Here is a 21623-nt window from a genome sequence, read left to right on the forward strand (position 1 = left end):
CGCCCCCCTCGGGGCACGGACCGGGTGGATCTGCCGTACCGAACGTGCCTCTAGGGTGAGGCCATGCTCGAGTACATCCGTGACGGTGCCGAAATCTACCGGCAATCGTTCGCGACGATCCGCGCCGAAGCGGACCTGGACCGCTTCCCGCCCGACGTCTCGCGTGCCGTGGTGCGGATGATCCACGCCAGCGGACAGGTCGATCTCACCGGCGACATCGCCTTCACTCCGAACGTGGTCTCCGCCGCGCACGAGGCACTCGAGGCCGGTGCCCCGATCCTCTGCGACGCGACCATGGTGGCCGCGGGCGTCACCCGGCGACGCCTCCCCCGGGACAACGAAGTGCTGTGCCTGCTCGGCGACCCCCGGGTTCCCGATCTCGCCCGCGACCTCGGCGACACCCGGTCGGCGGCCGCGGTGGAACTGTGGGTCGACCGTCTCGAGGGTGCCGTGGTCGCGATCGGCAACGCCCCGACCGCACTGTTCCGCCTGCTGAACCTGATCGCCGCCGGGGCACCCCGACCCGCCGCCGTCCTCGGCGGTCCGGTCGGCTTCATCGGCGCCGCGGAATCGAAGGAGGCGACCGTCGCGCATCCGGCGGAGCTCGAGCACCTCCTGGTCCTCGGCCGCCGTGGCGGTAGCGCCATCACGTCGGCCGCCGTCAATGCGATCGCGTGCGAGGAAGAATGAGCAGCGTGCACGGCAAACTCTGGGGTGTCGGGATCGGTCCGGGTGACTCGGAACTGGTAACGGTCAAGGCCGCCCGAGTCATCGGCGAGGCGGACGTGGTCGCCTTCCACAGTGCCCGGCACGGGCGCAGCATCTCCCGGGCGATCGCGGCGCCGTACCTCCGGGACGGCCAGATCGAGGAGCACCTGGTCTACCCGGTCACGACCGAGACGATCGACCACCCCGGCGGCTACCAGGGCGCCATCGACGAGTTCTACGAGCAGGCGGCCGAGCGGCTCGCGGCTCACCTCGAAGCGGGCCGCTCGGTCGCCCTGCTCGCCGCGGGTGATCCGCTCTTCTACAGCTCCTACATGCACATGCACAAGCGCCTCGCGCCGCGATTCGACGCCGAGGTGATTCCCGGCGTCACCTCGATCAGTGCCGCCGCTGCCGCACTCGGGACGCCGTTGGTCGAGGGTGAGGAGATCCTCACCGTGCTCCCCGGCACGCTTCCCGAGACCGAGCTGGCGCGTCGGCTCCGAGATACGGACGCGGCCGCCGTCCTCAAGCTCGGCCGCACTTTTCCGGCAGTACGTCAGGCGTTGTCGGACAGTGGGCGGATGGACGAGGCGCGCTATGTGGAGCGCGCGACGTCGACCCGCCAGCGAGTGTGTGCCGCCGCCGACGTCGCCGACGACGACGTGCCGTACTTCGCGATCGCCGTCGTACCGAGTCCCTCGAATGCGGCGGCGGTCCCGTCCGGCACCGACGCGGGCGAGGTGGTCGTGGTGGGTCTCGGTCCGGGTGACGCCTCCTGGACCACACCCGAGGTGTACCGGGAACTGGCCGGGGCCACCGACCTCGTCGGCTACACGACCTACATCGACCGGGTGCCGCACCGGCCTGGCCAGCGCCGGCACTCCAGCGACAACAAGGTGGAGGCGGAGCGCGCGGCGATGGCTCTCGACCTGGCGAAGAACGGCGCCCGCGTGGCCGTCGTGTCGTCCGGGGATCCCGGCATCTTCGCGATGGCGGCCGCCGTCCTCGAGGTGGCCGAGGACGACCAGTGGCAGGACGTTCCGGTCCGCGTCGTCCCCGGAGTGACCGCCGCGTCCGCGGTGGCGAGTCGCGTGGGCGCCCCGCTCGGCCACGATTTCGCGGTGCTGTCGTTGTCCGACCGGCTCAAGCCGTGGGATGCGGTCGCGACGCGCGTGTCCGCCGTGGCCGGAGCGGACATGGCGTTCGCCGTCTACAACCCGGCCTCGAGGTCACGCACCTGGCAGGTGGCGGCGCTCAAGGATCTGGTGCTCGAGCATCGCTCGGGTGACACCCCCGTCGTGGTCGGTCGAGCTGTCGGCTCGGCCGCCGAGTCGGTGCGGGTCGTACGGCTGGCGGATCTGGATCCCGAGAGCGTCGACATGCGCACCCTGCTGATCGTCGGCGCATCCACCACCAGGGTGTCCGCGAGCGGACGGGTCTACACCTCGCGCTACTACGACTGAATTCGTGGCGGTCCCGGCGGCTGGGGCGGGAACGGCGGCTGCGGGCCGGGTGGATTCGGGGGCGGTCCCGGCGGCTCCGGGTTCGGCGGTGCCGGGTCGGGCGGGAACGGATGAGGCGGCTCGGGCGTCGGTGGCACCGGCGGCGGGCCGGGCTCCGGTCCCGGTGGCTCGGTGAGTCTGCGCCCCATGAGTGTGCGCTCGGCGGGTTCGATCCGGGCGTCCATCGTGATCACCTCCGGTCGCTTCTCCCCCGCTCTCGAACGTACGCGTTCGGGCCCCTCGACGAGCGCATCCTCGTAGGCTCGACCCCATCGGGGTCCCGGAAGGTCCAGATGTGATGCCCAGATCGACCCGAACGCTCGCCGCCCTCGCGGTGGTTCTCCTGGCTGCCCTCGCCTCCACCGCAACCGCGACGGCCACGCCACCGTCGGGGGTCACCGCTGAGACTCTCGTCCAGTTCACCGTTCCCGGAGAACTCGGGAGCAGCGATTCACCCACCGTCGTCACGATTCGCCGCATCGAGATCGATCCCGGAGGCACGACCGGCTGGCACTTCCACGACGGACCCGTGTACGGGGTGGTCGCGGCCGGCGCGCTGACGAGGACACTGCACGACTGCTCCGAACAGATCTCTCGGATCGGCGAATTCGTGGACGAGGTGGTCGGCAGCGACCACACCCACGTCGGGTTCAACCGGGAAGCCGAGCCTCTGGTGCTGTTCGTGACGTACCTCAGCGCCCCAGGAGTACCGCTCGCCAGTGACGCGCCCGCGGCGTGCTGAGCCCTCTCGTCCTTCCAGGCTGCTCGAGTACGTGAGTGTTCGTCGTCGAGGCGTTGGGCCATTATTCTGTTTTTCTAGCAGTTCCGTCCATGCCGGAGGTTTATCGGAGACACTGTCCGGCGGGACCACACCCACACGGCTCACGCAGGCGACAGGCCCAGTCGACGCACCGCCTCGCCTGCCCCCGCCACGGTCGCCACGCCCGTGGGTAGCGGCGGACGTTCGATCATCAGGACCGGCACGTCGAGCGCGCGACACGCCGCGAGCTTCCCTTCGGTGAGGTCTCCCCCACTGTTCTTCGTCACGAGCAGATCGATCGCGTCGGCGCGTAGCGTGCGTATCTCCTCCTCGACTCCGAACGGACCACGTGCCAGCAGGATTCGAGAATCTGCCGGTACCGGCCCCTCCGGCGGGTCGATCGCGCGGATCAGGAAATGCCGCGAAAGGTCCGCGAAGGCCGCCACCCCCTGCCGTCCGATCGTGAGGAACACCCGGGCCGCGTCTGCCTCCCCCACCGCCGCAGCGGCTCCGGCCAGATCGGGCACCGATGTCCACCGGTCACCGTGCTGCGGCACCCATTCCGGACGCCGGAGGACCAGGAGCGGCACGCCGGCCAGCTCCGCGGCCGCCACGGCGTGCACCGTCATCTGCGAGGCGAACGGGTGGGTCGCGTCGACGACGGCATCCACCTCGTTCCGGCGCAACCAGGCGACGAGACCCTCCACTCCCCCGAAACCCCCGGTGCGTACCGCCCCGCGGGGCAGGCGCGGACGACGTACCCGTCCGGCCAGGGACGAGACGACGTCGACTCCGCGATGTCCGTCGAGGGCCGCGGCGAGCTCACGCGCTTCGGCGGTGCCGCCCAGAATCAACACCCGCATGTCTGCCCGCACGTCAATGCGTGGTGCGCGACCGGGACGCCGAGTAGAGATAGCTGTCCGGGAACCCCTCGGCCGCCAGCGCACGTCCGACGATCACGACCGCGGTCTTGGTGATTCCCCGCTCCTCCACCTGCTCGGCGAGCGTGGCCAGCGTGCCCGTCACGATCTGCTGGTCGGCGCGGGAGGCGAAGGCGACCACTGCAGCGGGGCAGTCGGTGCCGTAGCTCTCGCCGAGCTCCTCGGTGATCTGCCGGATGCGGTGGGCACCGAGGTGCACCACCATCGTGGCTCCACTACGGCCGAGGGACCGGAGATCCTCACCCGGTGGCATCGCCGTGGACAGCGTGCTCACGCGGGTGAGCACGATGGTCTGGGCCACTCCGGGCACGGTCAGTTCCCGTTTCAGCGCGGCGGCCGCGGCAGCGAACGCCGGAACGCCCGGCACGATGTCGTACGGCACACCCGCCTCGTCCAGTCGCCGCGCCTGTTCGGCGACGGCGCTGTAGATCGACGGGTCTCCGGAGTGCACGCGGGCCACGTCCACCCCGCGAGCGTGCGCCGCGACCAGGAGGTCGACGATCTCGTCCAGACTCATGCGCGCGGTGTCGACCACGTCCGCACTCGGCGGGCACGCATCGATCAGTTCGGCGGGCACCAGGCTGCCGGCGAACAGGCAGACGGGACATCGTTCGATCAGCCGTAGCGCCCGGACCGTCACCAGGTCCGCGGCCCCGGGTCCGGCGCCGATGAAGTACACGGTCACGACCGGGCTCCCTTCACGACCGACCACTGGGTGACCGGCAACTGGGGTCGCCACGTGGTGAATCCACCCAGTGGCGACCCGCGATAGACCTGGAACCGGCGTACGTCGCCGCCGAACGTACGGAACCAGGACAACACCGCCGCCTCCGACTCCGCCGTGACGGCGTTGGCCACGAGACGCCCGCCGGGGAGCAATCGCTCCCAGCAGGCGTCGAACAGCCCCTCCTGGGTCAGCCCGCCGCCGAGGAACACCGCATCGGGAGTGCCCGCGACATCCGGGAAATCGTCCGGGGCCGCACCGCGCACACGCAGGTCCGGCACTCCCAGGCGTCCCGCGTTCTGCCCGATCTGTACCTGCCGCAGGGGATCCCGCTCGAAGGTCACAGCCCGGCAGCGTGGGTCCGTGCGCATCCACTCGATGGCGATCGTGCCCGATCCGCCACCCACGTCCCACAGCACCTCCCCGGGGGTGGGCGCCAGGGCACAGAGTGTCAGCGCCCGGATCTCCTGCTTCGTCATCTGGCCGTCACCGGCGAAGGAGTCGTCGTCGAGGCCGGGCAGCCGGGTGGTCCGGGCGCCGATCGCCGGATCTCTGCGGCACTCGACCGCGACGACGTGGAGCGGATCGACGGCCGGGTGATTCCAGTTCTCCGCGGTGCCGTCCAGCCGGTGCTCGTCCGGTCCGCCCAAACGCGCCAGCACCGTCAGCGCCGACGCGCCGAATCCCTGCGCGGCGAGCAGCGCCGCGAGTTCGCCGGGAGTGTCCGGCCCCTGGGCGAGGACCACCAGCCGGGCGGCGGCGGCGAGGTCGGGAACGATCGTCGTCGCCGGACGGTTCACGACGCTGCGCACGGTGACCCGGTCGAGGGGCCATCCCATTCGTGCACAGGCGAGGGAGGCCGACGACACGTGCGGGAGAACGCGCACCCGTTCCGCCCCCAGAATCCGTACGAGGGTCGTTCCGATCCCGTGGAACATCGGGTCGCCACTGGCGAGGACGCAGACCCGACGGCCCCGATGCTCGGCGAAGAGGTCCGCCAGCACAGGCAGCATCGGGGACGGCCACCGGACCCGCTCGGCACGGCCGTCGGGAACCAGTTCGAGTTGTCGGGCCGATCCGATGAGCACCTCGGCGTCCGTGATCTCCTGCCTCGACGTGGCTCCGAGGCCTTCCCAGCCGTCGGCTCCGATGCCGACGACCACGACCGGCGTCATCGGGGCATCCGACGCCACAGCGCCCGCGGCAGCAATCGCATCCCGAAGAACACCGGCTGCAGGACCCACGGCACCCAGACCGTCGCCCGGCGTGCGCGTAGCGCCGCCACCGCGGCGTCGGCGACCTGTGGGGCGGTACTCGACAGCGGCGCCGGGTCCATCCCGTGGGTCATCCGGCCGATGACGAATCCCGGCCGTACGAGCAGGACGTGGACGCCGGTGCCGTGCAAGGCGTCCGTCAACCCGCTGGCGAACCCGTCCAGACCCGCCTTCGCGGATCCGTACACGTAGTTGGCGCGGCGCACCCGCCAGCCTGCCACCGAGGAGAACACCATGATCTGGCCGGAGCCTCGGGCCCGCAGCAACGCGGCGAGGTGGGTGAGGATGCCGACCTGGGCGACGTAGTCGGTGTGCACGATCTGCACCGCGTGGGCGGCTTCTTCTTCGGCACGCTGCTGGTCACCGAGGATGCCGAACGCGAGAACCGCCACCCCGATCGGGCCGTGGGTCTCCACCACGGAGGACAACATCCGACCGTGACCGGCCAGGTCGTCGGCGTCGAACTCCACCGTCTCGACGGCTGCCGCACCCGCGGCCAGTACGGCCGCGCGCTCCTCGTCGAGGTCACCACTGCGCCGCGCGGCGAGCACGACGACCCGTCCGGGAGCCAGGCGGGTCGCCACCTCGAGACCGATCTCGCTGCGGCCGCCGAGCACGAGCACGATTCCCGGGTCCACCTCGCGCCGAGATCTTCCACCCTTCGATCCGATGAGCATGGGTCCAGTGTGCTCGATTACGTTACGGGGCATGGCTCGCACCCCCGCCTCCCCGCACGATCCACCTCCCACCGCTCGCCCTGACCCGTTCCGACTCTCCCCCGCTGCCTCGGAGTTCCTCGGCGAGTACCACCTCGGCACCCTCACCACCCTGCGCCGCGACGGGACACCCCACGTCGTGGCGGTCGGATTCACCTGGGATGCCGAGCGGGGACTCGCCCGGGTCATCACGAACGGCACCTCGCAGAAGGTCCGCAACGTGGAACGGTCCGGATACGCGTCACTGTGTCAGGTGGATCGCGCCCGGTGGTTGACGCTCGAGGGCCCCGCAAGGGTGCTGCGGGACGCCGATTCGGTCGCGGACGCCGTCGCGCGGTACGCGGCCCGGTATCGAACTCCCCGGGTCAACCCGGCGCGCGTGGTCCTCGAGGTCGCCGTCGCCCGGATGATGGGTTCCGCCGCCGTTCGCGAGTAGCGGCCGTCCGCGGCCTCCACTCATGGGTGTCCGCCCAGTGCGCCGGACGAACGCGACCGTCCGGCAGCCGGGTCCCCGCGTCACCGCGCGCCGCCGACACCTGCGGTCCGGTCAGGAACAGTGCCCCGGTGAGATCCGTTCCGCGCAGATCGATGTCACGCAGGTCCGCACCGCGCAGATCCGCATACGACAGGTTCGCACCTCGCAGATCGGCGGCGATCAGAACGGCGCCGCGCAGATCGGAACCCCGAAGGTCCGCTCCCGGACGGCGCGCAGCGAAAAGGTCCGCACCACTGAGTTCCTTCGGCGCCGAGGTGACGGTCCGGCGCACGCGTGCACTGACGTGGTCGAGGAGCGGGCCCACCCGCGCGCGAAGTGCCGGCACGTCGGCGCGCACGATCGCCGTGGGCCGGGCGACTGCGAGCACGCGCAACTCGTCGTCGATCGATCGCAGGGCCTGCGCCGACCGCGCGGTCCCGCAGCGGGTGATCGCCTCGTCGAGGTAGACGAGCAGTTCGTGGATGTGGCGCAGCTGCGCGAACGCCGCGAACATCTCCGCCGCGCGCTCGGGTCGCCCGCGCCAGTCGTGATCCGCGAACCCGTTCCTCGACAGATTCTGTCCCGCCCCGAAACAGTCGTAGACCGTGCAGCCTCGCAATCCGCTCTCCCGCAGCCGCGCGTGGATTCCGCACCGGAAGTCTTCTCGCAGGTGGGCGCACGCGGCCCCGGCAGCCTTGCCGACGGCGAAGTCCGACGAGGCGGCGAAAGGCAGGGCGACACAGCACAGTCCGGCGCACTGTGCGCAGTCACCGCTCAGCCCGAGCGGCGCGGGAGGCAGGCTTCTCGTCATCGTCCTTCTCGTCATCGTCCGCCCACCGTCGCTCTCGGCCGCGTCCGGCGTCAATCGAATTTCCACCCCTCCGGGCTGGCCGCTCGCGGCGGAAAGCGCGCGGCACGTCCCGCGCCAGCCCTACCATCGAGAGTGACCGCACACGGCACGCTCGGTCCCGACGACGATCCCACCGAGGTGGACATGTCCCGAGACGAAAGCTCCCCCGGCACCCCGGCACCGCACGACGTCGCCCCGGCGGACCTGCCCGGATTCGACGCCGCCGGGCACGTGGTGGAAGCCAGGGCCGAGGACTTCTTCCACGCTCGCCGCCTCGACGGTGACACGGAGTGGTTCAAGACGGCCGTCTTCTACGAGGTGCTGGTACGCGCGTTCTTCGACTCGACGGGCGACGGCACCGGCGACCTGCGCGGCCTGACCGCCAAACTCGACTACCTGTCCTGGCTCGGAGTCGACTGCCTGTGGCTGCCGCCGTTCTACGACTCCCCGCTCCGCGACGGCGGATACGACATCCGGGACTTCCGTTCCGTCCTGCCCGAGTACGGCACGGTGGACGACTTCGTGCACCTCTTCGACGAGGCACACAGCCGTGGAATCCGGGTCATCACCGACCTCGTCATGAACCACACGTCGGACACGCACGCCTGGTTCCAGGCGTCCCGCGCCGATCCCGCCGGCCCGTACGGCGACTTCTACGTGTGGTCGGACACCGACACCCGATACGCGGACGCGCGCATCATCTTCGTGGACACCGAGAGTTCCAACTGGACGTGGGATCCGGTGCGTGGCCAGTACTACTGGCATCGCTTCTTCTCCCATCAGCCGGATCTCAACTACGACAACCCCGAAGTCCGGGATGCGATGATCGACGTCCTGCGGTTCTGGCTCGATCTCGGGATCGACGGATTCCGGCTCGACGCCGTCCCCTACCTCTTCGAACGGGAGGGCACCACGTGCGAGAACCTGCCCGAGACGCATGCGTTCCTCAGACGGTGCCGTGCCGTCGTCGACGCCGAGTACCCGGGCCGAGTCCTCCTCGCCGAGGCCAACCAGTGGCCGTCCGAGGTGGTCCAGTACTTCGGTGAACCGACGATCGGCGACGAGTGCCACATGGCGTTCCACTTCCCCCTCATGCCGCGCATCTTCATGGCGGTGCGCAGGCAGAACCGATTTCCGATCTCCGAGATCCTCGCCGGGACACCACCCATCCCCGCCTCCGCGCAATGGGGCATCTTCCTGCGCAACCACGACGAACTGACCCTCGAGATGGTCAGCGACGAGGAGCGCGACTACATGTACGCCGAGTACGCCCAGGACCCGAGGATGAAGGCGAACATCGGGATCCGGCGCCGGCTGGCGCCGCTCCTGGAGAACGACCGCAACCAACTGGAACTGTTCACCGCTCTCCTCCTGAGCCTGCCCGGCTCGCCCGTCCTCTACTACGGCGACGAGATCGGGATGGGTGACAACATCTGGCTCGGCGACCGAGACGCCGTGCGGACCCCGATGCAGTGGACCCCGGACCGCAACGCCGGCTTCTCGCGGGCCGACCCGGCCCGGATGTACCTGCCGGTGATCATGGACCCGACGTACGGGTACCAGTCCGTCAACGTCGAAGCACAGATGAACTCGACGAACACGCTGCTGCACTGGACCCGACGAATGATCCAGGTACGCAAGCAGCATCCGGCCTTCGGCAAGGCCGAGTTCAAGGAGATCGGTAGCGCCAATCCCGCCGTACTGACCTATCTGCGTCAGATGCCGGTGGGCCCGGACGAGGCGTTCACCGACGTGATCCTCTGCGTCAACAACCTGTCGCGGTATCCACAGGCGGCGCTCCTCGATCTCACGGAGTTCGCCGGACGGATTCCGGTGGAACTGACGGGGTCGATCCCGTTCCCTGCGCTCGGGACCGAGGAGTACATGGTCACGCTTCCCGGGCACGGGTTCTACTGGTTCTCGCTACAGCCGGATCCCACAGTGGACGGCCCGGGCAGCGGACATCCGATCAGCAGTGAGGCCGAGGGGGCGGTGCAACCGTGAACGCACCGGACCCGTTCCCGGGCCTCGACGAAATCGAGTCCCGGCTGGCACGGTGGCTGCCCTCGCAGCGCTGGTTCGCGGCGAAGACCCAGCCGATCACGAGTGTGCGGATCCTGCTGCGTCACACCCTGGCCGTCACCGAGGAGGTCCGGGCCGAGCACCTCGTCGTCGAAGTGGAACTCGGCGACGCCTCCCGCCAGGTGTATCAGGTGCCGCTGGGTTTCCGGGCCACCGTCGGGCACGCACTCAGCGCGTGGACGCTTCCCGCAGCGTCGGTGGATCGAGAGAGCGGACGGGATCCCGACGTCGCATACGACGGCCTCCACGACCCGGAGGTCATCGGACGGTACGCAGCCCTTCTCACCGGGGACATCGCCGCGGGACCGTTCGGCGTCCACCTCGTCGAGGACCCCGTCGAGCCGGTACCGGGCGTCACGGACGGCAGTGGCCACGAGGAGTGGCCGACACGCGGACGAGCACTGGGCGCGGAACAGTCCAACACGTCCGTCGTCCTCGGGGAGACACTGCTGCTCAAGATGTTCCGGCGGCTCGCTCCGGGCATCAACCCGGATGTCGAGCTGCACCGGGCGCTGGGAGAGGCACACTCCGCCCAGGTGGCCAGGCTCCGCGCCTGGCTCGACGTCCCACTCCACGGCGCACGCGCCACCGCGGCGATGGCGCAGGATTTCGAGCCCAACGCCGCCGACGGCTGGAGCATGGCGCTCGGCAGTGTCCGGGACCTGTTGGTGGAGGCGGATCTGTATGCGGGCGAACTCGGTACCGACTTCGCAGCCGAGTCACGCCGGATCGGAAGTGCGGTCGCCGACGTGCACGCGAGCCTGGCCGACCGGCTGGGGTCCCGGCGGACTCCGCTGGCCGACACCGTCGCGGCGATGCGGCGGCGACTCGACTCCGCGCTCGGGACCGTTCCCGAACTGGCGGACCTCGCACCGTCGATCCGATCGGTGTTCGATGCGGCCGCCGAGGGCTCGACGTCGGTGCAGCGGATCCACGGTGACCTGCATCTCGGTCAGGTGCTCCGGACCCCGGAGCGATGGCTGCTCATCGATTTCGAGGGTGAGCCCGCCAAGACGTTGGAGCAGCGACGGACCCCGGACAGCCCCCTCCGCGACATCGCGGGAATGATCCGCTCCTTCGACTACGCCGCGCACTATCCGCTCTCGTCCACCGACATGAACGGGACTGCGTCGCAGCGCGAGTTCCGTGCCCGCGAGTGGGCGCAGCGCAACGCCGACGCGTTCACCGACGGCTACGCCGCCGCGTACGGCCGAGATCCGCGCGATGCTCTCCCGCTGCTACGCGCCTACGAACTGGACAAGGCGGTGTACGAGGCCGTGTACGAGACGCACCATCGGCCCCGCTGGGTGGCACTACCGCTGGCGGCCATCCGCCGTCTCCTCGACGGAGTCGATTGAAGTGTCACCGACGGAGTCGATTGACGTGTCCTCGACGGAGTCGATTGACGTGTCACCGGCGAGCAGGAGGACACCCGTCAGATGTCGTCGGTCTCGCGACGGCGCGCCGCTCGGCGCTGTTCCTCGGCGCGCTCGCGACATCTGCGCAGGAACTCCTCGTCCTCCGCGGCGTTCTGCGCGATGTGGCGGCCGGGACGCTCGTACTCCGTGAAGCCCGTGCGGCCGTTCGGCAGGCGCAACACCTGTTCCCGGCCCACGAACAGGTAGACCAGGGACCCGACGGTCGGAACCAGGAGCACCACCAGGAGCCACCCGCCCTTGGGCAGGTGACGGAACTGTGTTTCCTCGCGTGTGATGACGTCGACCAGGCAGAAGACCCACAAGGCCATCGTCAGTAGTCCGAACAGCACGTACGGCACGACCCGCCCCCATCTCGCTCGTCCCCGACGAGGCCGCGCGGCGCGGCCGACGCCGTAGGTTAGCAGGACCGACCGTCCGGTTCGATGCATGCCACCACCGGAGCCACATGCCGTGTTGAAACCCTCGCCCGCGGGGTAGCCGAGGGGTATGGAAATACTCTTCGTACTCCTCGTGGCGCTCGTTCTGCTCGCCGTGATACTCGTGCGCCGTCGCCGAACGGGGCAGGACCCCACGCAGCCGCCGGACGACCCCGAGAAGTACCGCAACCCGGACCGCTGACCTACACGGAAGCGACGGTCAGCCTCCCAGCACCGTCAGCCCGTGCGGCCTGGTGTTCATCGGCTCGCACCCGTCCGCCGTGACCACGACGATGTCCTCGATGCGGGCACCCCACTGCCCCGGAAAGTAGATTCCCGGTTCGACACTGAAGGCCATCCCCTCGACGAGTTCGATCCCGTTCCCCGCCACGATGTACGGCTCCTCGTGGACGGACAGCCCGATGCCGTGACCGGTGCGGTGCACGAACGCGTCGCCCAGACCGGCAGCGGCGAGCACCGAACGGGCTGCCTCGTCGACGGATTCGGCACTCACGCCGGGCCGTACCGCCCGCACCGCCTGCTCCTGGGCTTCCTCCAGGACCGCGTACTGCCTCGCGATCTCCGGATCCGGCTCCCCCATGACGTAGGTGCGGGTCGAATCGGAGTTGTATCCGGGCTCCACCGGTCCGCCGATGTCCACGACGACGACGTCACCCCGGCCGATCACCCGCTCGGACACCTCGTGGTGCGGGTCGGCGCCGTGCGGGCCCGAGCCGACGATGACGAACTCGGCGCCGGTATGGCCTTCGGCCACGATCGCTTCTGTGACGGCCGCACCGACCTGCGCCTCGGTACGACCTACCTGGAGGAACTCGCCCATCCGTGCATGAACCCGGTCGATCGCTGCCCCGGCGCGGCGCAGCGCCTCGATCTCGGCGGCGTCCTTGACCATGCGCAGTTCCCTCAGCACTCCGGTGGCCAGGACAGGCATCGTCCCCAGCCGCGCCGTCACGGGCACGAGGTGCAACGCCGGCATCGCGTCGGCCACGGCCGACCGGGCGGGAGCGGAAAGTCCGCGGGCGACCAGCTCGTACGGATCGACACCGTCCACCCAGTCCCGGACGTCGAGGCCGAGTTCACCGATCGCGGACTCACCCAGACCGGCGAGTTCGAGTGTCGGCACCACCACGGCGGGCGTGCTCCCGTCCGCGGGGACGACAAGGCACGTGAGCCGTTCGAACGACTGCGCCCGCGAGCCGACCAGGTACTGCAGGTCCGGTCCCGGGGTGATGAGGAGAGCGTCGAGACCTGCCGAGCGGGCCAGCTCCGCAGCCCGGGACAGCCGGGCCGCGTAGACACTCGAGGGAAATCGGGACGACGGCCCGGATGTTGCGGAGGAACCCATGGGAACAGCGTAGTGGTGTTCGGCGTAGTGGTGTTTGGCAGGATGAAGCCCATGACCGGTCCCCTCCTGCTGCTCGACGGCGCCAGCCTGTGGTTCCGTGCCTACTACGCACTGCCCGAGTCGATGACCGCGCCGGACGGCCGGCCCGTCAACGCGGTTCGCGGGTTCACCGACATGGTCGCCTCGCTGATCACTCGCACCCGTCCGAGCCGCGTGGTGGTGTGCCTCGACCTCGACTGGCGACCGCAGTTCCGGGTCGACGCGGTCCCCAGCTACAAGGCACATCGGGTCGCGGACGACAGCGACGGCACCGTCGAGGAGGTGCCCGACACCCTCACTCCGCAGGTCGACATGATCCTGGACGTGTTGGCCGGCGCGGGAATCGCCACCGCCGGTGCCGTCGGCTTCGAGGCGGACGACGTCCTCGGCACCCTGGCCGCTCGGGAGCGGACGGACACCGTCGTCGTGGTGAGCGGGGACCGCGACCTGATCCAGGTCGTCGGGGACGACCCGGTGCCCGTGCGGGTGCTGTACGTGGGCCGGGGGCTGGCGAAGGCAGAGCTGCTCGGCCCGGTCGAGGTCGCGGAGAAGTACGGCGTCCCGCTCGATCGCGCCGGCGCCGCCTACGCCGAGCTCGCGCTCCTGCGCGGTGACCCGTCCGACGGCCTTCCCGGAGTCAAGGGCGTCGGCGAGAAGACCGCGTCCGGCCTCCTGGTCCGCTACGGCTCGCTGGCGGGCCTGCGGGCCGCGGCCCTCGACGACTCCTCCGACATGGCGAAGGGCATCCGCGCCAAACTTGCTGCCGCCGAACAGTATCTGGACGTGGCGCTACCGGTGGTCCGAGTAGCTCGGGACGCACCCGTGGAGGTGTCCGGCCCGGATGCGTTGCCCTCCGCACCGGTCGATCCCCGGCGACTCGACGAGGTCGCCGCGGAGCTGGGGATCGGGGCGTCCGTCGGCCGACTCGTCACCGCTCTCGCGGCGGCGTCGGCCGACGGCGTGGTCGCCTAGCTCGGGCGACTCACCTCGTACGTCCCGGAATCGTCGGTGAACGTCACCGTCACCGAGCGGGACTCGCCGTCGATCTGCGCATCGCACGTGAAGCTGTTGCCGGACTTGACTTCCTGTCCCGACGGGCAGGACACGCCGGACACGTCGGTGGCACCGTAGGACTCGGTGAGGATCTTCTCGACCCCGGCAGCGGCCGCATCCGAGTCGAGTGTCGTCGTCCCGCCGAGCGCGGAGAAGGCCGCGATCGCGATTCCGGCCACCACGACAACAGCGAGTACCGCGCCACCGATGATCCACGGCAGCTTCGAGTTTCCGGATCCGGGGCCCTGCTCGGGACTTCCCTGTCCCGGACCGCCCTGACCCCACTGCTGTGCGCCCGGCTGCCCCCAGCCGGGCTGGCCGCCCCAGCCGGGAGCCGTCGGCTGGCCGAGCTGCCCCGGCTGTGTCGGCTGGCCGAGCTGCCCCGGCTGTGTCGGCTGGCCGAGCTGCCCCGGCTGTGTCGGCTGGCCGAGCTGCCCCGGCTGTGTCGGCTGGCCGAGCTGCCCCGGCTGCGGCTGCCCGGGCGCGGCACCCCATCCCGGCTGTCCGTACGGGGGCGCGGGGGGCTGTTGCCCCCACTGCTGACCGTACGGGGGCTGACCGTACGGCGGCTGGCCCTGCGGGGGCTGGCCCTGTTGCGGTGGGGCACCCCACTGGGGCTGGCCCTCCGGTTGCTGACCGGGGCCGTACCCACCCGCGCCGGGGTAACCGCCATACGGTGCCTGGTCACCCTGGGCGGGCTGACCTCCCTGCTCCGGCTGTCGGTCGGCAGCCCACTGCTGATTCGGATCGTTCGGACCGTATGGGCCGCTCATCATCGCCTCCCGCTCGCTACTTCGAATTGGTGCCTACCGTAGCCGCCGGAGGCGGCCGACGCGCACATCGGCCGGGCTTCAGGCCGCGTCGAGCGCCACGACACCGCGCCGGATCGCCGCGACCGCCCTGCGCGCCGACTGCGCCAGTTCCGCATCCCCCGCCGTCGACCGCACCTGCTCGAGCAGATCGATGACCTGGCGGCACCAGCGCACGAAATCTCCCGCGGAGAGCGCTCGTCCGCCGCCGTCGTCCGCGGCCAGGAGGGTATCGAGCAGCGTCCCCTCGCCGGCCCACGTGAACACCGCGGCCGCGAATCCGGCATCCGGCTCCCGCGTCGGCGGCAGCTTGTGCCGGATCTCGTCCGCGCGCAACTCCCGCCACACCTGCACGGTCTCGTCGAGCGCGTGCCGCAGCACGCCGGTGCCCACCGGTGCCGGCGAGTCCCCGTCCCGGCGCGATTCGTACACGACCGTGGAGACCACGGCGGCGAGTTCGGCGGGGCCGAGCCCTTCCCAGACCCCGCGCCGCAGGCATTCCGCGACCAGGAGATCGCTCTCGGAGTAGATGCGGGCCAGGCGAGCCCCGTCGTCGGTGGCTTCGGGATGCTCGCCCGCCGTGACGTATCCGCGTTCGGTGAGCAACGCGACGATCCGATCGAAGGTACGGGCGAGCGAGTTCGTGGTGGCCGCCGCCTTCTGCCGCATGGTCTCGGTCTCGCGCGCCAGGCGGTGGTACCGCTCGGCGACCCGGCCCAACTGCTCGCGATCGGGACGCTCGTGGCAGGGGTGACGACGGATCTCCTTGCGCAGGCGAGTGATCTCCGGGTCCTTCGCCGCCGACACCTTCCTGCTCCTGCGTCCCGGAGCCGTGATTCCGGTCGAACGCAGGGCGGAGGCCAGATCACGCCGGCCACGCCCCGTCCGATGGTCCACGTGTTTCGGCAGACGCATGCTGCCGAGCGGCCTCGCGGGTTCCGGGAAGTCACCTGCCGACACCCGCCCCGACCACTTGCCCTCGGTCAGTACCAGCGGCCTCGGGTCCGTCTCGTCCCGGTCCGGTTCCAGGACCACTGCGATTCCACGGTGCCGACCAACCGGTATCGCCACCACATCACCGCGCCGCAGCCGCGACAGCGCGGTGACCGAGGCTTCCCGGCGGGTCTGCTTGCCATGCCGTTCCAGCGCGCGTTCACGCCGGTTCGCCTCCTCCCGCAGGGCCGCATACTCGAAGAACTCGCTGTCCGCGCCCCCCAGCTGGTTGCGTAACTTCGCCATTGCCTCCTCGTTGCGCTCGATGCCGCGCGTGAGACCGACGACCGACCGATCCGCCTGGAACTGTGCGAACGAGCGCTCCAGCAGCGCGCGGGACCGGTCGGCGCCCATCCGGCCGACGAGATTGATCGACATGTTGTAGCCGGGCCGGAAGGAACTGCGCAGCGGAAAGGTGCGAGTCGATGCCAACCCCGCCACGTCCGCGGGCTCCACTCCGGGTTGCCACAGCACGACGGCGTGCCCCTCGACGTCGATCCCGCGGCGGCCCGCCCGCCCCGTCAGCTGGGTGTACTCCCCCGGCGTCAGTTCGGCATGGGTCTCGCCGTTGTACTTCACCAACCGTTCGAGCACCACGGTGCGGGCCGGCATGTTGATTCCCAGAGCGAGCGTTTCCGTCGCGAACACGACGCGGACGAGCCCGTGGACGAACAACTCCTCGACCGCCTGCCGGAACGCGGGCAGCATCCCCGCGTGGTGGGCGGCCAGACCACGTTCGAGCGCGTGCCGCCAGTCCCGGTACCCGAGCACCTCGAGGTCCGCCCGCGGGAGCCCGGCGGTGTGCTTGTCGATGATCTCGCGGATACGGGGCAGGTCCTCCTGCCGAGTCAGTTCCAGCCGTGACCGCAGGCACTGGGCCAGTGCCGCATCGCACCCCGCTCGGCTGAAGATGAACGTGATCGCGGGGAGCAGGCCCTCCTCGTCGAGCCGGGCGATCACATCGGGCCGCGGCAACGGTCGGAAGCCGCCGAACCCCCGCGGACCCCGACCCCGCGGCGCGGAGTCACGATCGAGTGCCTGCCGCTGGCGGACGTACCGGGCCAGATCGGCGTCGACGACCAGATCCCGTCCGTTCGGTGCGGAACCCGATCGGGAGTCGAACAAGTCGAACAGCCGACGGCCGACCATGATGTGCTGGGACAGCGGGATCGGCCGCACGTCGTCGAGCACCACCGTGGTGTCTCCGCGTACCGTTTCCATCCAGGACCCGAACTCCTCGGCGTTGCTCACCGTTGCGGACAGGCTCACCAGCCGCACGTCCTCGGGCAGGTGCAGGATCACCTCCTCCCACACGGCTCCCCGGAATCGGTCCGCCAGATAGTGCACCTCGTCCATGACGACATGGGACAGCCCCCACAGCGCGGGCGAATCCGCGTAGATCATGTTGCGGAGCACCTCTGTCGTCATGACCACGACCGGAGCATCCGAGTTCACCGAGGTGTCGCCGGTGAGCAGGCCGACCTGTGTCTTGCCGTATCGCTCGACCAGTTCCGCGTACTTCTGGTTGCTCAGTGCCTTGATGGGGGTGGTGTAGAAGCATTTGCGACCGGCCGCGAGAGCGAGGTGGACCGCGAACTCGCCCACCACCGTCTTGCCGGCTCCCGTGGGCGCGCAGACGAGGACGCCGTGGCCGTTCTCGAGAGCCCGGCACGCCTCGATCTGGAAGGGGTCGAGCTCGAACCCGAGTTGCTTCGCGAAGCCGTCGAGGCCCCTGTTCGCAGACCCAGTGTTCGCAGACTCACTACTCGCCGGACCGGCGTCGGTGTGCTGTTCCGCGTTCGCCGCCGGCCGCTCATTCATCACGTGTACCAGCCTGCCACGAACGTCACCGACCGGCGCACGGGCGCCGGGTCCTGGCGCGATCGTGTCTGGGGCTCGAGGGTGTCTGGGGCTAGAGGGTGTCGGAGAAATCCTGGCCGGCCGACATCGAACCGCCGCCGGAGTCGTCACCGTCGTTCGACTGTGTGGCTCCGTTGCGCTTCTTCAGCCGGGCGCGTCTGGTCGCGGAGACCTTGTCCTTCTCGCGCTGCACTCCGCCCCGCGGGCCGCCGACGAGGTCGTACTCCTCGTCCAGTGCGGACGGCGCGGACAGGGAGGACGCCTCGTCGTCGTCGAGTTCCCCCCAGGCCTCGGACCGGCGACGTGCCTTGCGGCGATCGTTGATCCGGGCGATCTGGATCGCCACCTCGAGCAGGATCGTCAGTGCCAGGGCCAACGCGGTCATGGTGAACGGGTCCTGGCCGGGGGTGACGATGGCCGCGAACACGAACAGCGCGAAGATCAGTCCGCGGCGCCAGGCCTTGAGCCGCTCGTAGCTGAGGATTCCGACCAGGTTGAGCGCCACGATGAGAAGCGGTAGCTCGAAACTGACGCCGAAGATGATCAGGACGTTGATGATGAAGCCGAAGTACTCGGTACCGCTCAGTGCCGTGACCTGCACCTCGTTGCCGATGGTGAGCAGGAAGTGCAAGGCCTTCGCCACGATGAAGTAGGCCAGGACGGCTCCCCCGACGAACAGCGTGGCTGCGGACGTGACGAAGGCGATCGCGTAGCGCCGCTCCTTCGAGTACAGCCCCGGGGTGATGAAGGCCCACAGCTGGTAGAGCCAGACCGGGCACGCGAGCACGATTCCTGCGGTCAGCGCGACCTTCAGGCGGAGCATGAACTGTTCGAAGGGGCCCGTGGCGAGCAGGCGGCAGGAACCGTCCGAGCTGAGCTCGGCCCGGCTCTCCGGCGGGAGTTCACAGTACGGGCCGCGCAGGATCTCGCCGAGACTCTCGATACCCAGGATCTGGTGGGTGTACCAGAAGAAACCGAATGCCGTTGTGAGGAGGACGGCGAGGACCGACAGGAGGAGTCGGGTCCGCAGCTCGTACAGGTGATCGACCAACGACATCGTGCCGTCGGGATTGGTCCTGCGCTTGCTGGTACGCGGATCGAACGGAATTCGCACAGTCAGCCCTGGTTCTCGGAAAGGACGCCCTGGTTCTGGGAAAGGACGACGGAAACGCCCAGCGCGCAACCGGGGTGATCGTCACCCCGGTTGCGCGAACTGGCGGTACCGGCCCGGCGCGGGCTAGGCCGACTTGGGCTCGGTCTGCTGCTGCGGCGGAGCGGGCGTCGTGGGCTCCGGCGCCGGCAGCTCCGAGGGCGCCACCGGTGCCTTCGGAGCAGGGGCCGGGGTGTCGTCGTTCGCCATCTCCTTGACTTCGCTCTTGAAGATGCGCAGCGAGCGGCCCAGGCCCCGAGCAGCGTCCGGCAGCTTCTTCGAGCCGAACAGGATGACCAGGACGAGGGCGACGACCGCCCAGTGCCAGGGGCTCATGGCTCCCATGATGAAACCTCCGTAAGATCAGGTGCGCCCGATGTTACCGGACGAAACGATCCGGGGAGCGCCGAGAGCCCGCCTTCGAGCTGTGGTTTTTCTATCGTTTACCTGGATTTTTCCTGCGTCGGCCTCACTCGTCGAGCTGCCCGTACGCCGCGAGAGCGTCGGCGGCTCGGCCGCGCACCGCCCGGGCCAGCGATTCCGGCCCGAGAACAGTGATTCCCGCACCGAACCCGACGACAGTCCGGGCCATCCACTCCGGTGCCGCGTACCGCATCCGGGCCACCACCGATCGATCCGGATCCACCCGCTCGATGTCCATCGGGTAGTAGTCGAGCACCCAGACGTAGTCGGGAGCGATCCGCAGCGTCGCCTCCGGGAGCCCGGCGTCCTCACCGAACAGTTCGAGGTATTCGTCCGGCTCCGAATCCTGCACCGGTGGCGCCGCGGCCTCGTCCAGTTCCTGCGCGGCGTCGATCCGGTCGAAGCGGAACAGCCGGACCCCTTCCGCTTCGCGGCACCAGGCTTGCAGATAGCTGTGGTTGTCGAGAACGACCGTGCGCATCGGATCGACGGTCCGATCGGACACCGTGTCCCGGGATGCCGTGTAGTACGTGATCCGCAACGCGCGCCGACGAGTCAGGGCCGAGCGCACCGTGGCCGACACGGGGTCCTCGGAGACATCCGACGTGCCGGCGGCGGCAGCCGCCTCGTCCCCGCGGCCGGACGCCGCGGCTCCGGCTGCTGCCTCGATCTTCGCTATCGCGCCGTGCGCCGCGGTGGGATCGACGGTCCCCGGGAGCTCGGCGAGCGACCGCAGTGCCACCAGCAGCGCCGTGGCCTCGGTCGACGTCAGTCGCAGCGGCCGGTCGATGCCGGCCGAGAAGGTGACCTCGACACTCTCCTCCGAGAACGACAGATCGATCAGGTCACCGGGACCGTACCCGGGCAGCCCACACACCCACAGCTGGTTGAGGTCGGTCATCAGCTGAGGCGTGCTGACACCGAGTTCCGCGGCCGCTTCCGCGGCACTGATCCCGGGATTGGCGATGAAGTAGGGCACGAGGTTGAGCAACCTCGACAACCGGGACGTCAATCTGTTGCTGCTCACGAGCCCACTCCGTTCCCGACACTCGACCGAAGGATCGCGATCACCTGGTTCCGCAGTTCCTCCGGACCGAGAACCACCGCATCCGCGCCGTGGCCGGCGATCACCCGCGCCACCCACTCCCAGGACCGGACCGGGACGTCGAGGACGTCACCCGGACGTCCGGCAAGATCCCGTGCTTCCGTGACCGTCCCGAGCCGACGCACCTCCTGGGCACGGTCGGTCGCCACCCACACCGTCGCCCGGCCGGCGAGCGTGTCCGATTCGTCCCCCGTGACCTGCTCCACCACCGTCCGCAGATCCACGTGGTCCGGCTTGCGTACCGCACCCTCCGGCCCGATCGGCGTCACGTCGTCGCCGATACGCGAGAGCCGGAAGGTACGGACGGCGTCACGATCCTCGTCGTGCCCGACGAGATACCAGCGTCCCCGCCGGGTGACCACTCCCCAGGGCTGCACCGTCCGGGAGGTGAACTCCGCGTTCGGTGCGCCCCGATGCCGGAACCGGACGGCCCGACCGGCATCGATCGCGGCGAGCAGGCTCTTCAGTGCGGGTTCCGAACCGCGCGTGCGTGCAGGCATCGCGGTCACCGGCGCGTCGGTGTCGGGGTCGAGTTGGATGCCCGCCGCCCGCAGCTTGAGCATCGCGTTCTGCGCGGCGGAGGCAAGCTCCGGCGACTGCCACAGGGCCGCGGCGATCGCCACCGCCGCCGATTCGGCACTGGTGAGGTCGATGTCGGGCAGCTCGTAGGCATCCCGGTCGATGCGGTACCCCTCGACCGTCGAGAACCGCGCCGCCGGGCCCGTTTCCAACGGCACACCCAGGTCGCGCAACTCGTTCTTGTCTCGTTCGAACATCCGGCTGAAGGCCTCGTCACTCGGCGAGTCCTGGTATCCCGCAACACTCTCCCGGATCTTCTCGGCCGTGAGGAACTGCCTGGTCGACAACAGACAGATGACCAGGTTCACCAGACGCTCGATCTTGGATGTCGCCACCAGCGCAGCCTAATGCGTCGGCCG

At 69.8% G+C, this 21623-nt stretch carries 21 protein-coding genes; 8 read left to right on the plus strand and 13 right to left on the minus strand.

The window, feature by feature from the left end:
- Positions 1 to 63 precede the first annotated feature (63 nt).
- The 3 genes from G4H71_RS21745 to G4H71_RS21755 all read left to right on the plus strand — a co-directional run bounded on the left by G4H71_RS21745 (position 64) and on the right by G4H71_RS21755 (position 2952).
- Complete coding sequence (locus G4H71_RS21745; protein ID WP_072739101.1) at positions 64 to 690, plus strand: precorrin-8X methylmutase; 627 nt, start codon at positions 64 to 66, stop codon at positions 688 to 690.
- Entirely contained in the window at positions 687 to 2171 is a 1485-nt protein-coding gene (locus tag G4H71_RS21750; RefSeq protein ID WP_072739100.1) for a precorrin-2 C(20)-methyltransferase, read from the plus strand. Before G4H71_RS21745 ends, G4H71_RS21750 begins: the two co-directional genes overlap by 4 nt.
- Positions 2172 to 2508: 337 nt before the next feature.
- Positions 2509 to 2952, plus strand: coding sequence for a cupin domain-containing protein (locus G4H71_RS21755; protein ID WP_072739099.1), 444 nt, complete (start codon positions 2509 to 2511; stop codon positions 2950 to 2952).
- A 140-nt stretch (positions 2953 to 3092) separates the two neighbouring features.
- Here the strand turns inward: G4H71_RS21755 and G4H71_RS21760 are convergent, their stop codons facing one another.
- From G4H71_RS21760 to dprE2, 4 genes are read right to left on the minus strand one after another with little or no spacing between them, the layout of a single operon-like run.
- Positions 3093 to 3833 carry a cobalt-precorrin-6A reductase gene (locus G4H71_RS21760; RefSeq protein ID WP_072739152.1) on the minus strand — a complete coding sequence of 247 codons (741 nt, stop codon included), beginning with the start codon at positions 3831 to 3833 and terminating at the stop codon, positions 3093 to 3095.
- Between the two features lie 13 nt (positions 3834 to 3846).
- The gene (gene cobM / locus G4H71_RS21765; protein ID WP_072739098.1) at positions 3847 to 4596 is read right to left on the minus strand and encodes a precorrin-4 C(11)-methyltransferase; all 750 of its coding nucleotides are present in this window, start codon (positions 4594 to 4596) and stop codon (positions 3847 to 3849) included.
- Positions 4593 to 5810, minus strand: a complete 1218-nt coding sequence (cbiE, locus tag G4H71_RS21770; RefSeq protein WP_072739150.1) for a precorrin-6y C5,15-methyltransferase (decarboxylating) subunit CbiE — start codon at positions 5808 to 5810, stop codon at positions 4593 to 4595. Before cbiE ends, cobM begins: the two co-directional genes overlap by 4 nt.
- A complete protein-coding gene (dprE2, locus tag G4H71_RS21775) occupies positions 5807 to 6586 on the minus strand; it encodes a decaprenylphospho-beta-D-erythro-pentofuranosid-2-ulose 2-reductase (protein ID WP_072739097.1) in 780 nt (259 codons plus the stop codon). The genes cbiE and dprE2 overlap by 4 nt, the downstream gene beginning before the upstream one ends.
- Positions 6587 to 6617: 31 nt before the next feature.
- On the opposite strand from dprE2, the gene G4H71_RS21780 reads away from it, so the two are divergent.
- Positions 6618 to 7061: a pyridoxamine 5'-phosphate oxidase family protein gene (locus G4H71_RS21780; RefSeq protein WP_072739096.1), complete on the plus strand. Its 444-nt coding sequence runs from the start codon at positions 6618 to 6620 to the stop codon at positions 7059 to 7061.
- Here the strand turns inward: G4H71_RS21780 and G4H71_RS21785 are convergent.
- Positions 6991 to 7911 (minus strand): pentapeptide repeat-containing protein, encoded by a 921-nt coding sequence (locus G4H71_RS21785; protein WP_072739095.1) that lies wholly within the window; start codon positions 7909 to 7911, stop codon positions 6991 to 6993. The genes G4H71_RS21780 and G4H71_RS21785 overlap by 71 nt on opposite strands.
- A gap of 183 nt (positions 7912 to 8094) precedes the next feature.
- On the opposite strand from G4H71_RS21785, the gene treS reads away from it, so the two are divergent.
- Both treS and G4H71_RS21795 read left to right on the plus strand, forming a co-directional pair.
- Positions 8095 to 9954 carry a maltose alpha-D-glucosyltransferase gene (treS, locus tag G4H71_RS21790; protein WP_072739149.1) on the plus strand — a complete coding sequence of 620 codons (1860 nt, stop codon included), beginning with the start codon at positions 8095 to 8097 and terminating at the stop codon, positions 9952 to 9954.
- Positions 9951 to 11390 (plus strand): maltokinase N-terminal cap-like domain-containing protein, encoded by a 1440-nt coding sequence (locus G4H71_RS21795; protein ID WP_072739094.1) that lies wholly within the window; start codon positions 9951 to 9953, stop codon positions 11388 to 11390. The genes treS and G4H71_RS21795 overlap by 4 nt, the downstream gene beginning before the upstream one ends.
- 77 nt (positions 11391 to 11467) lie before the next feature.
- On the opposite strand, the gene G4H71_RS21800 is transcribed toward G4H71_RS21795, so the two are convergent.
- Complete coding sequence (locus G4H71_RS21800; RefSeq protein WP_072739092.1) at positions 11468 to 11809, minus strand: PLDc N-terminal domain-containing protein; 342 nt, start codon at positions 11807 to 11809, stop codon at positions 11468 to 11470.
- Positions 11810 to 11957: 148 nt separating this feature from the next.
- On the opposite strand from G4H71_RS21800, the gene G4H71_RS22735 reads away from it, so the two are divergent.
- The gene (locus tag G4H71_RS22735; protein ID WP_255314916.1) at positions 11958 to 12089 is read left to right on the plus strand and encodes a hypothetical protein; all 132 of its coding nucleotides are present in this window, start codon (positions 11958 to 11960) and stop codon (positions 12087 to 12089) included.
- Positions 12090 to 12107: 18 nt separating this feature from the next.
- On the opposite strand, the gene G4H71_RS21805 is transcribed toward G4H71_RS22735, so the two are convergent.
- On the minus strand, positions 12108 to 13253 hold the full coding sequence (locus tag G4H71_RS21805; protein ID WP_072739091.1) for a M24 family metallopeptidase: 1146 nt from the start codon (positions 13251 to 13253) through the stop codon (positions 12108 to 12110).
- Between the two features lie 51 nt (positions 13254 to 13304).
- Between G4H71_RS21805 and G4H71_RS21810 the strand changes: the two genes are divergently transcribed.
- Positions 13305 to 14264: a 5'-3' exonuclease gene (locus G4H71_RS21810; protein WP_072739090.1), complete on the plus strand. Its 960-nt coding sequence runs from the start codon at positions 13305 to 13307 to the stop codon at positions 14262 to 14264.
- Here the strand turns inward: G4H71_RS21810 and G4H71_RS21815 are convergent.
- The 6 genes from G4H71_RS21815 to G4H71_RS21840 all read right to left on the minus strand — a co-directional run bounded on the left by G4H71_RS21815 (position 14261) and on the right by G4H71_RS21840 (position 21599).
- Complete coding sequence (locus G4H71_RS21815; RefSeq protein WP_072739148.1) at positions 14261 to 15118, minus strand: DUF4333 domain-containing protein; 858 nt, start codon at positions 15116 to 15118, stop codon at positions 14261 to 14263. The two genes, G4H71_RS21810 and G4H71_RS21815, sit on opposite strands and share 4 nt — an antisense overlap.
- A gap of 78 nt (positions 15119 to 15196) precedes the next feature.
- The gene (locus tag G4H71_RS21820; protein WP_083343237.1) at positions 15197 to 17968 is read right to left on the minus strand and encodes a DEAD/DEAH box helicase; all 2772 of its coding nucleotides are present in this window, start codon (positions 17966 to 17968) and stop codon (positions 15197 to 15199) included.
- 91 nt (positions 17969 to 18059) lie between these two features.
- The gene (tatC, locus tag G4H71_RS21825; protein WP_072739089.1) at positions 18060 to 19121 is read right to left on the minus strand and encodes a twin-arginine translocase subunit TatC; all 1062 of its coding nucleotides are present in this window, start codon (positions 19119 to 19121) and stop codon (positions 18060 to 18062) included.
- Positions 19122 to 19244: 123 nt separating this feature from the next.
- On the minus strand, positions 19245 to 19502 hold the full coding sequence (gene tatA, locus G4H71_RS21830) for a Sec-independent protein translocase subunit TatA (RefSeq protein ID WP_072739087.1): 258 nt from the start codon (positions 19500 to 19502) through the stop codon (positions 19245 to 19247).
- Between the two features lie 124 nt (positions 19503 to 19626).
- Complete coding sequence (locus G4H71_RS21835; RefSeq protein ID WP_072739086.1) at positions 19627 to 20607, minus strand: helix-turn-helix transcriptional regulator; 981 nt, start codon at positions 20605 to 20607, stop codon at positions 19627 to 19629.
- Positions 20604 to 21599 carry a helix-turn-helix transcriptional regulator gene (locus tag G4H71_RS21840; protein ID WP_072739085.1) on the minus strand — a complete coding sequence of 332 codons (996 nt, stop codon included), beginning with the start codon at positions 21597 to 21599 and terminating at the stop codon, positions 20604 to 20606. The genes G4H71_RS21835 and G4H71_RS21840 overlap by 4 nt, the downstream gene beginning before the upstream one ends.
- Positions 21600 to 21623: the final 24 nt, after the last annotated feature.

It is taken from the genome of Rhodococcus triatomae (assembly GCF_014217785.1).
GTDB classification, from domain to species: domain Bacteria; phylum Actinomycetota; class Actinomycetes; order Mycobacteriales; family Mycobacteriaceae; genus Rhodococcus_F; species Rhodococcus_F triatomae.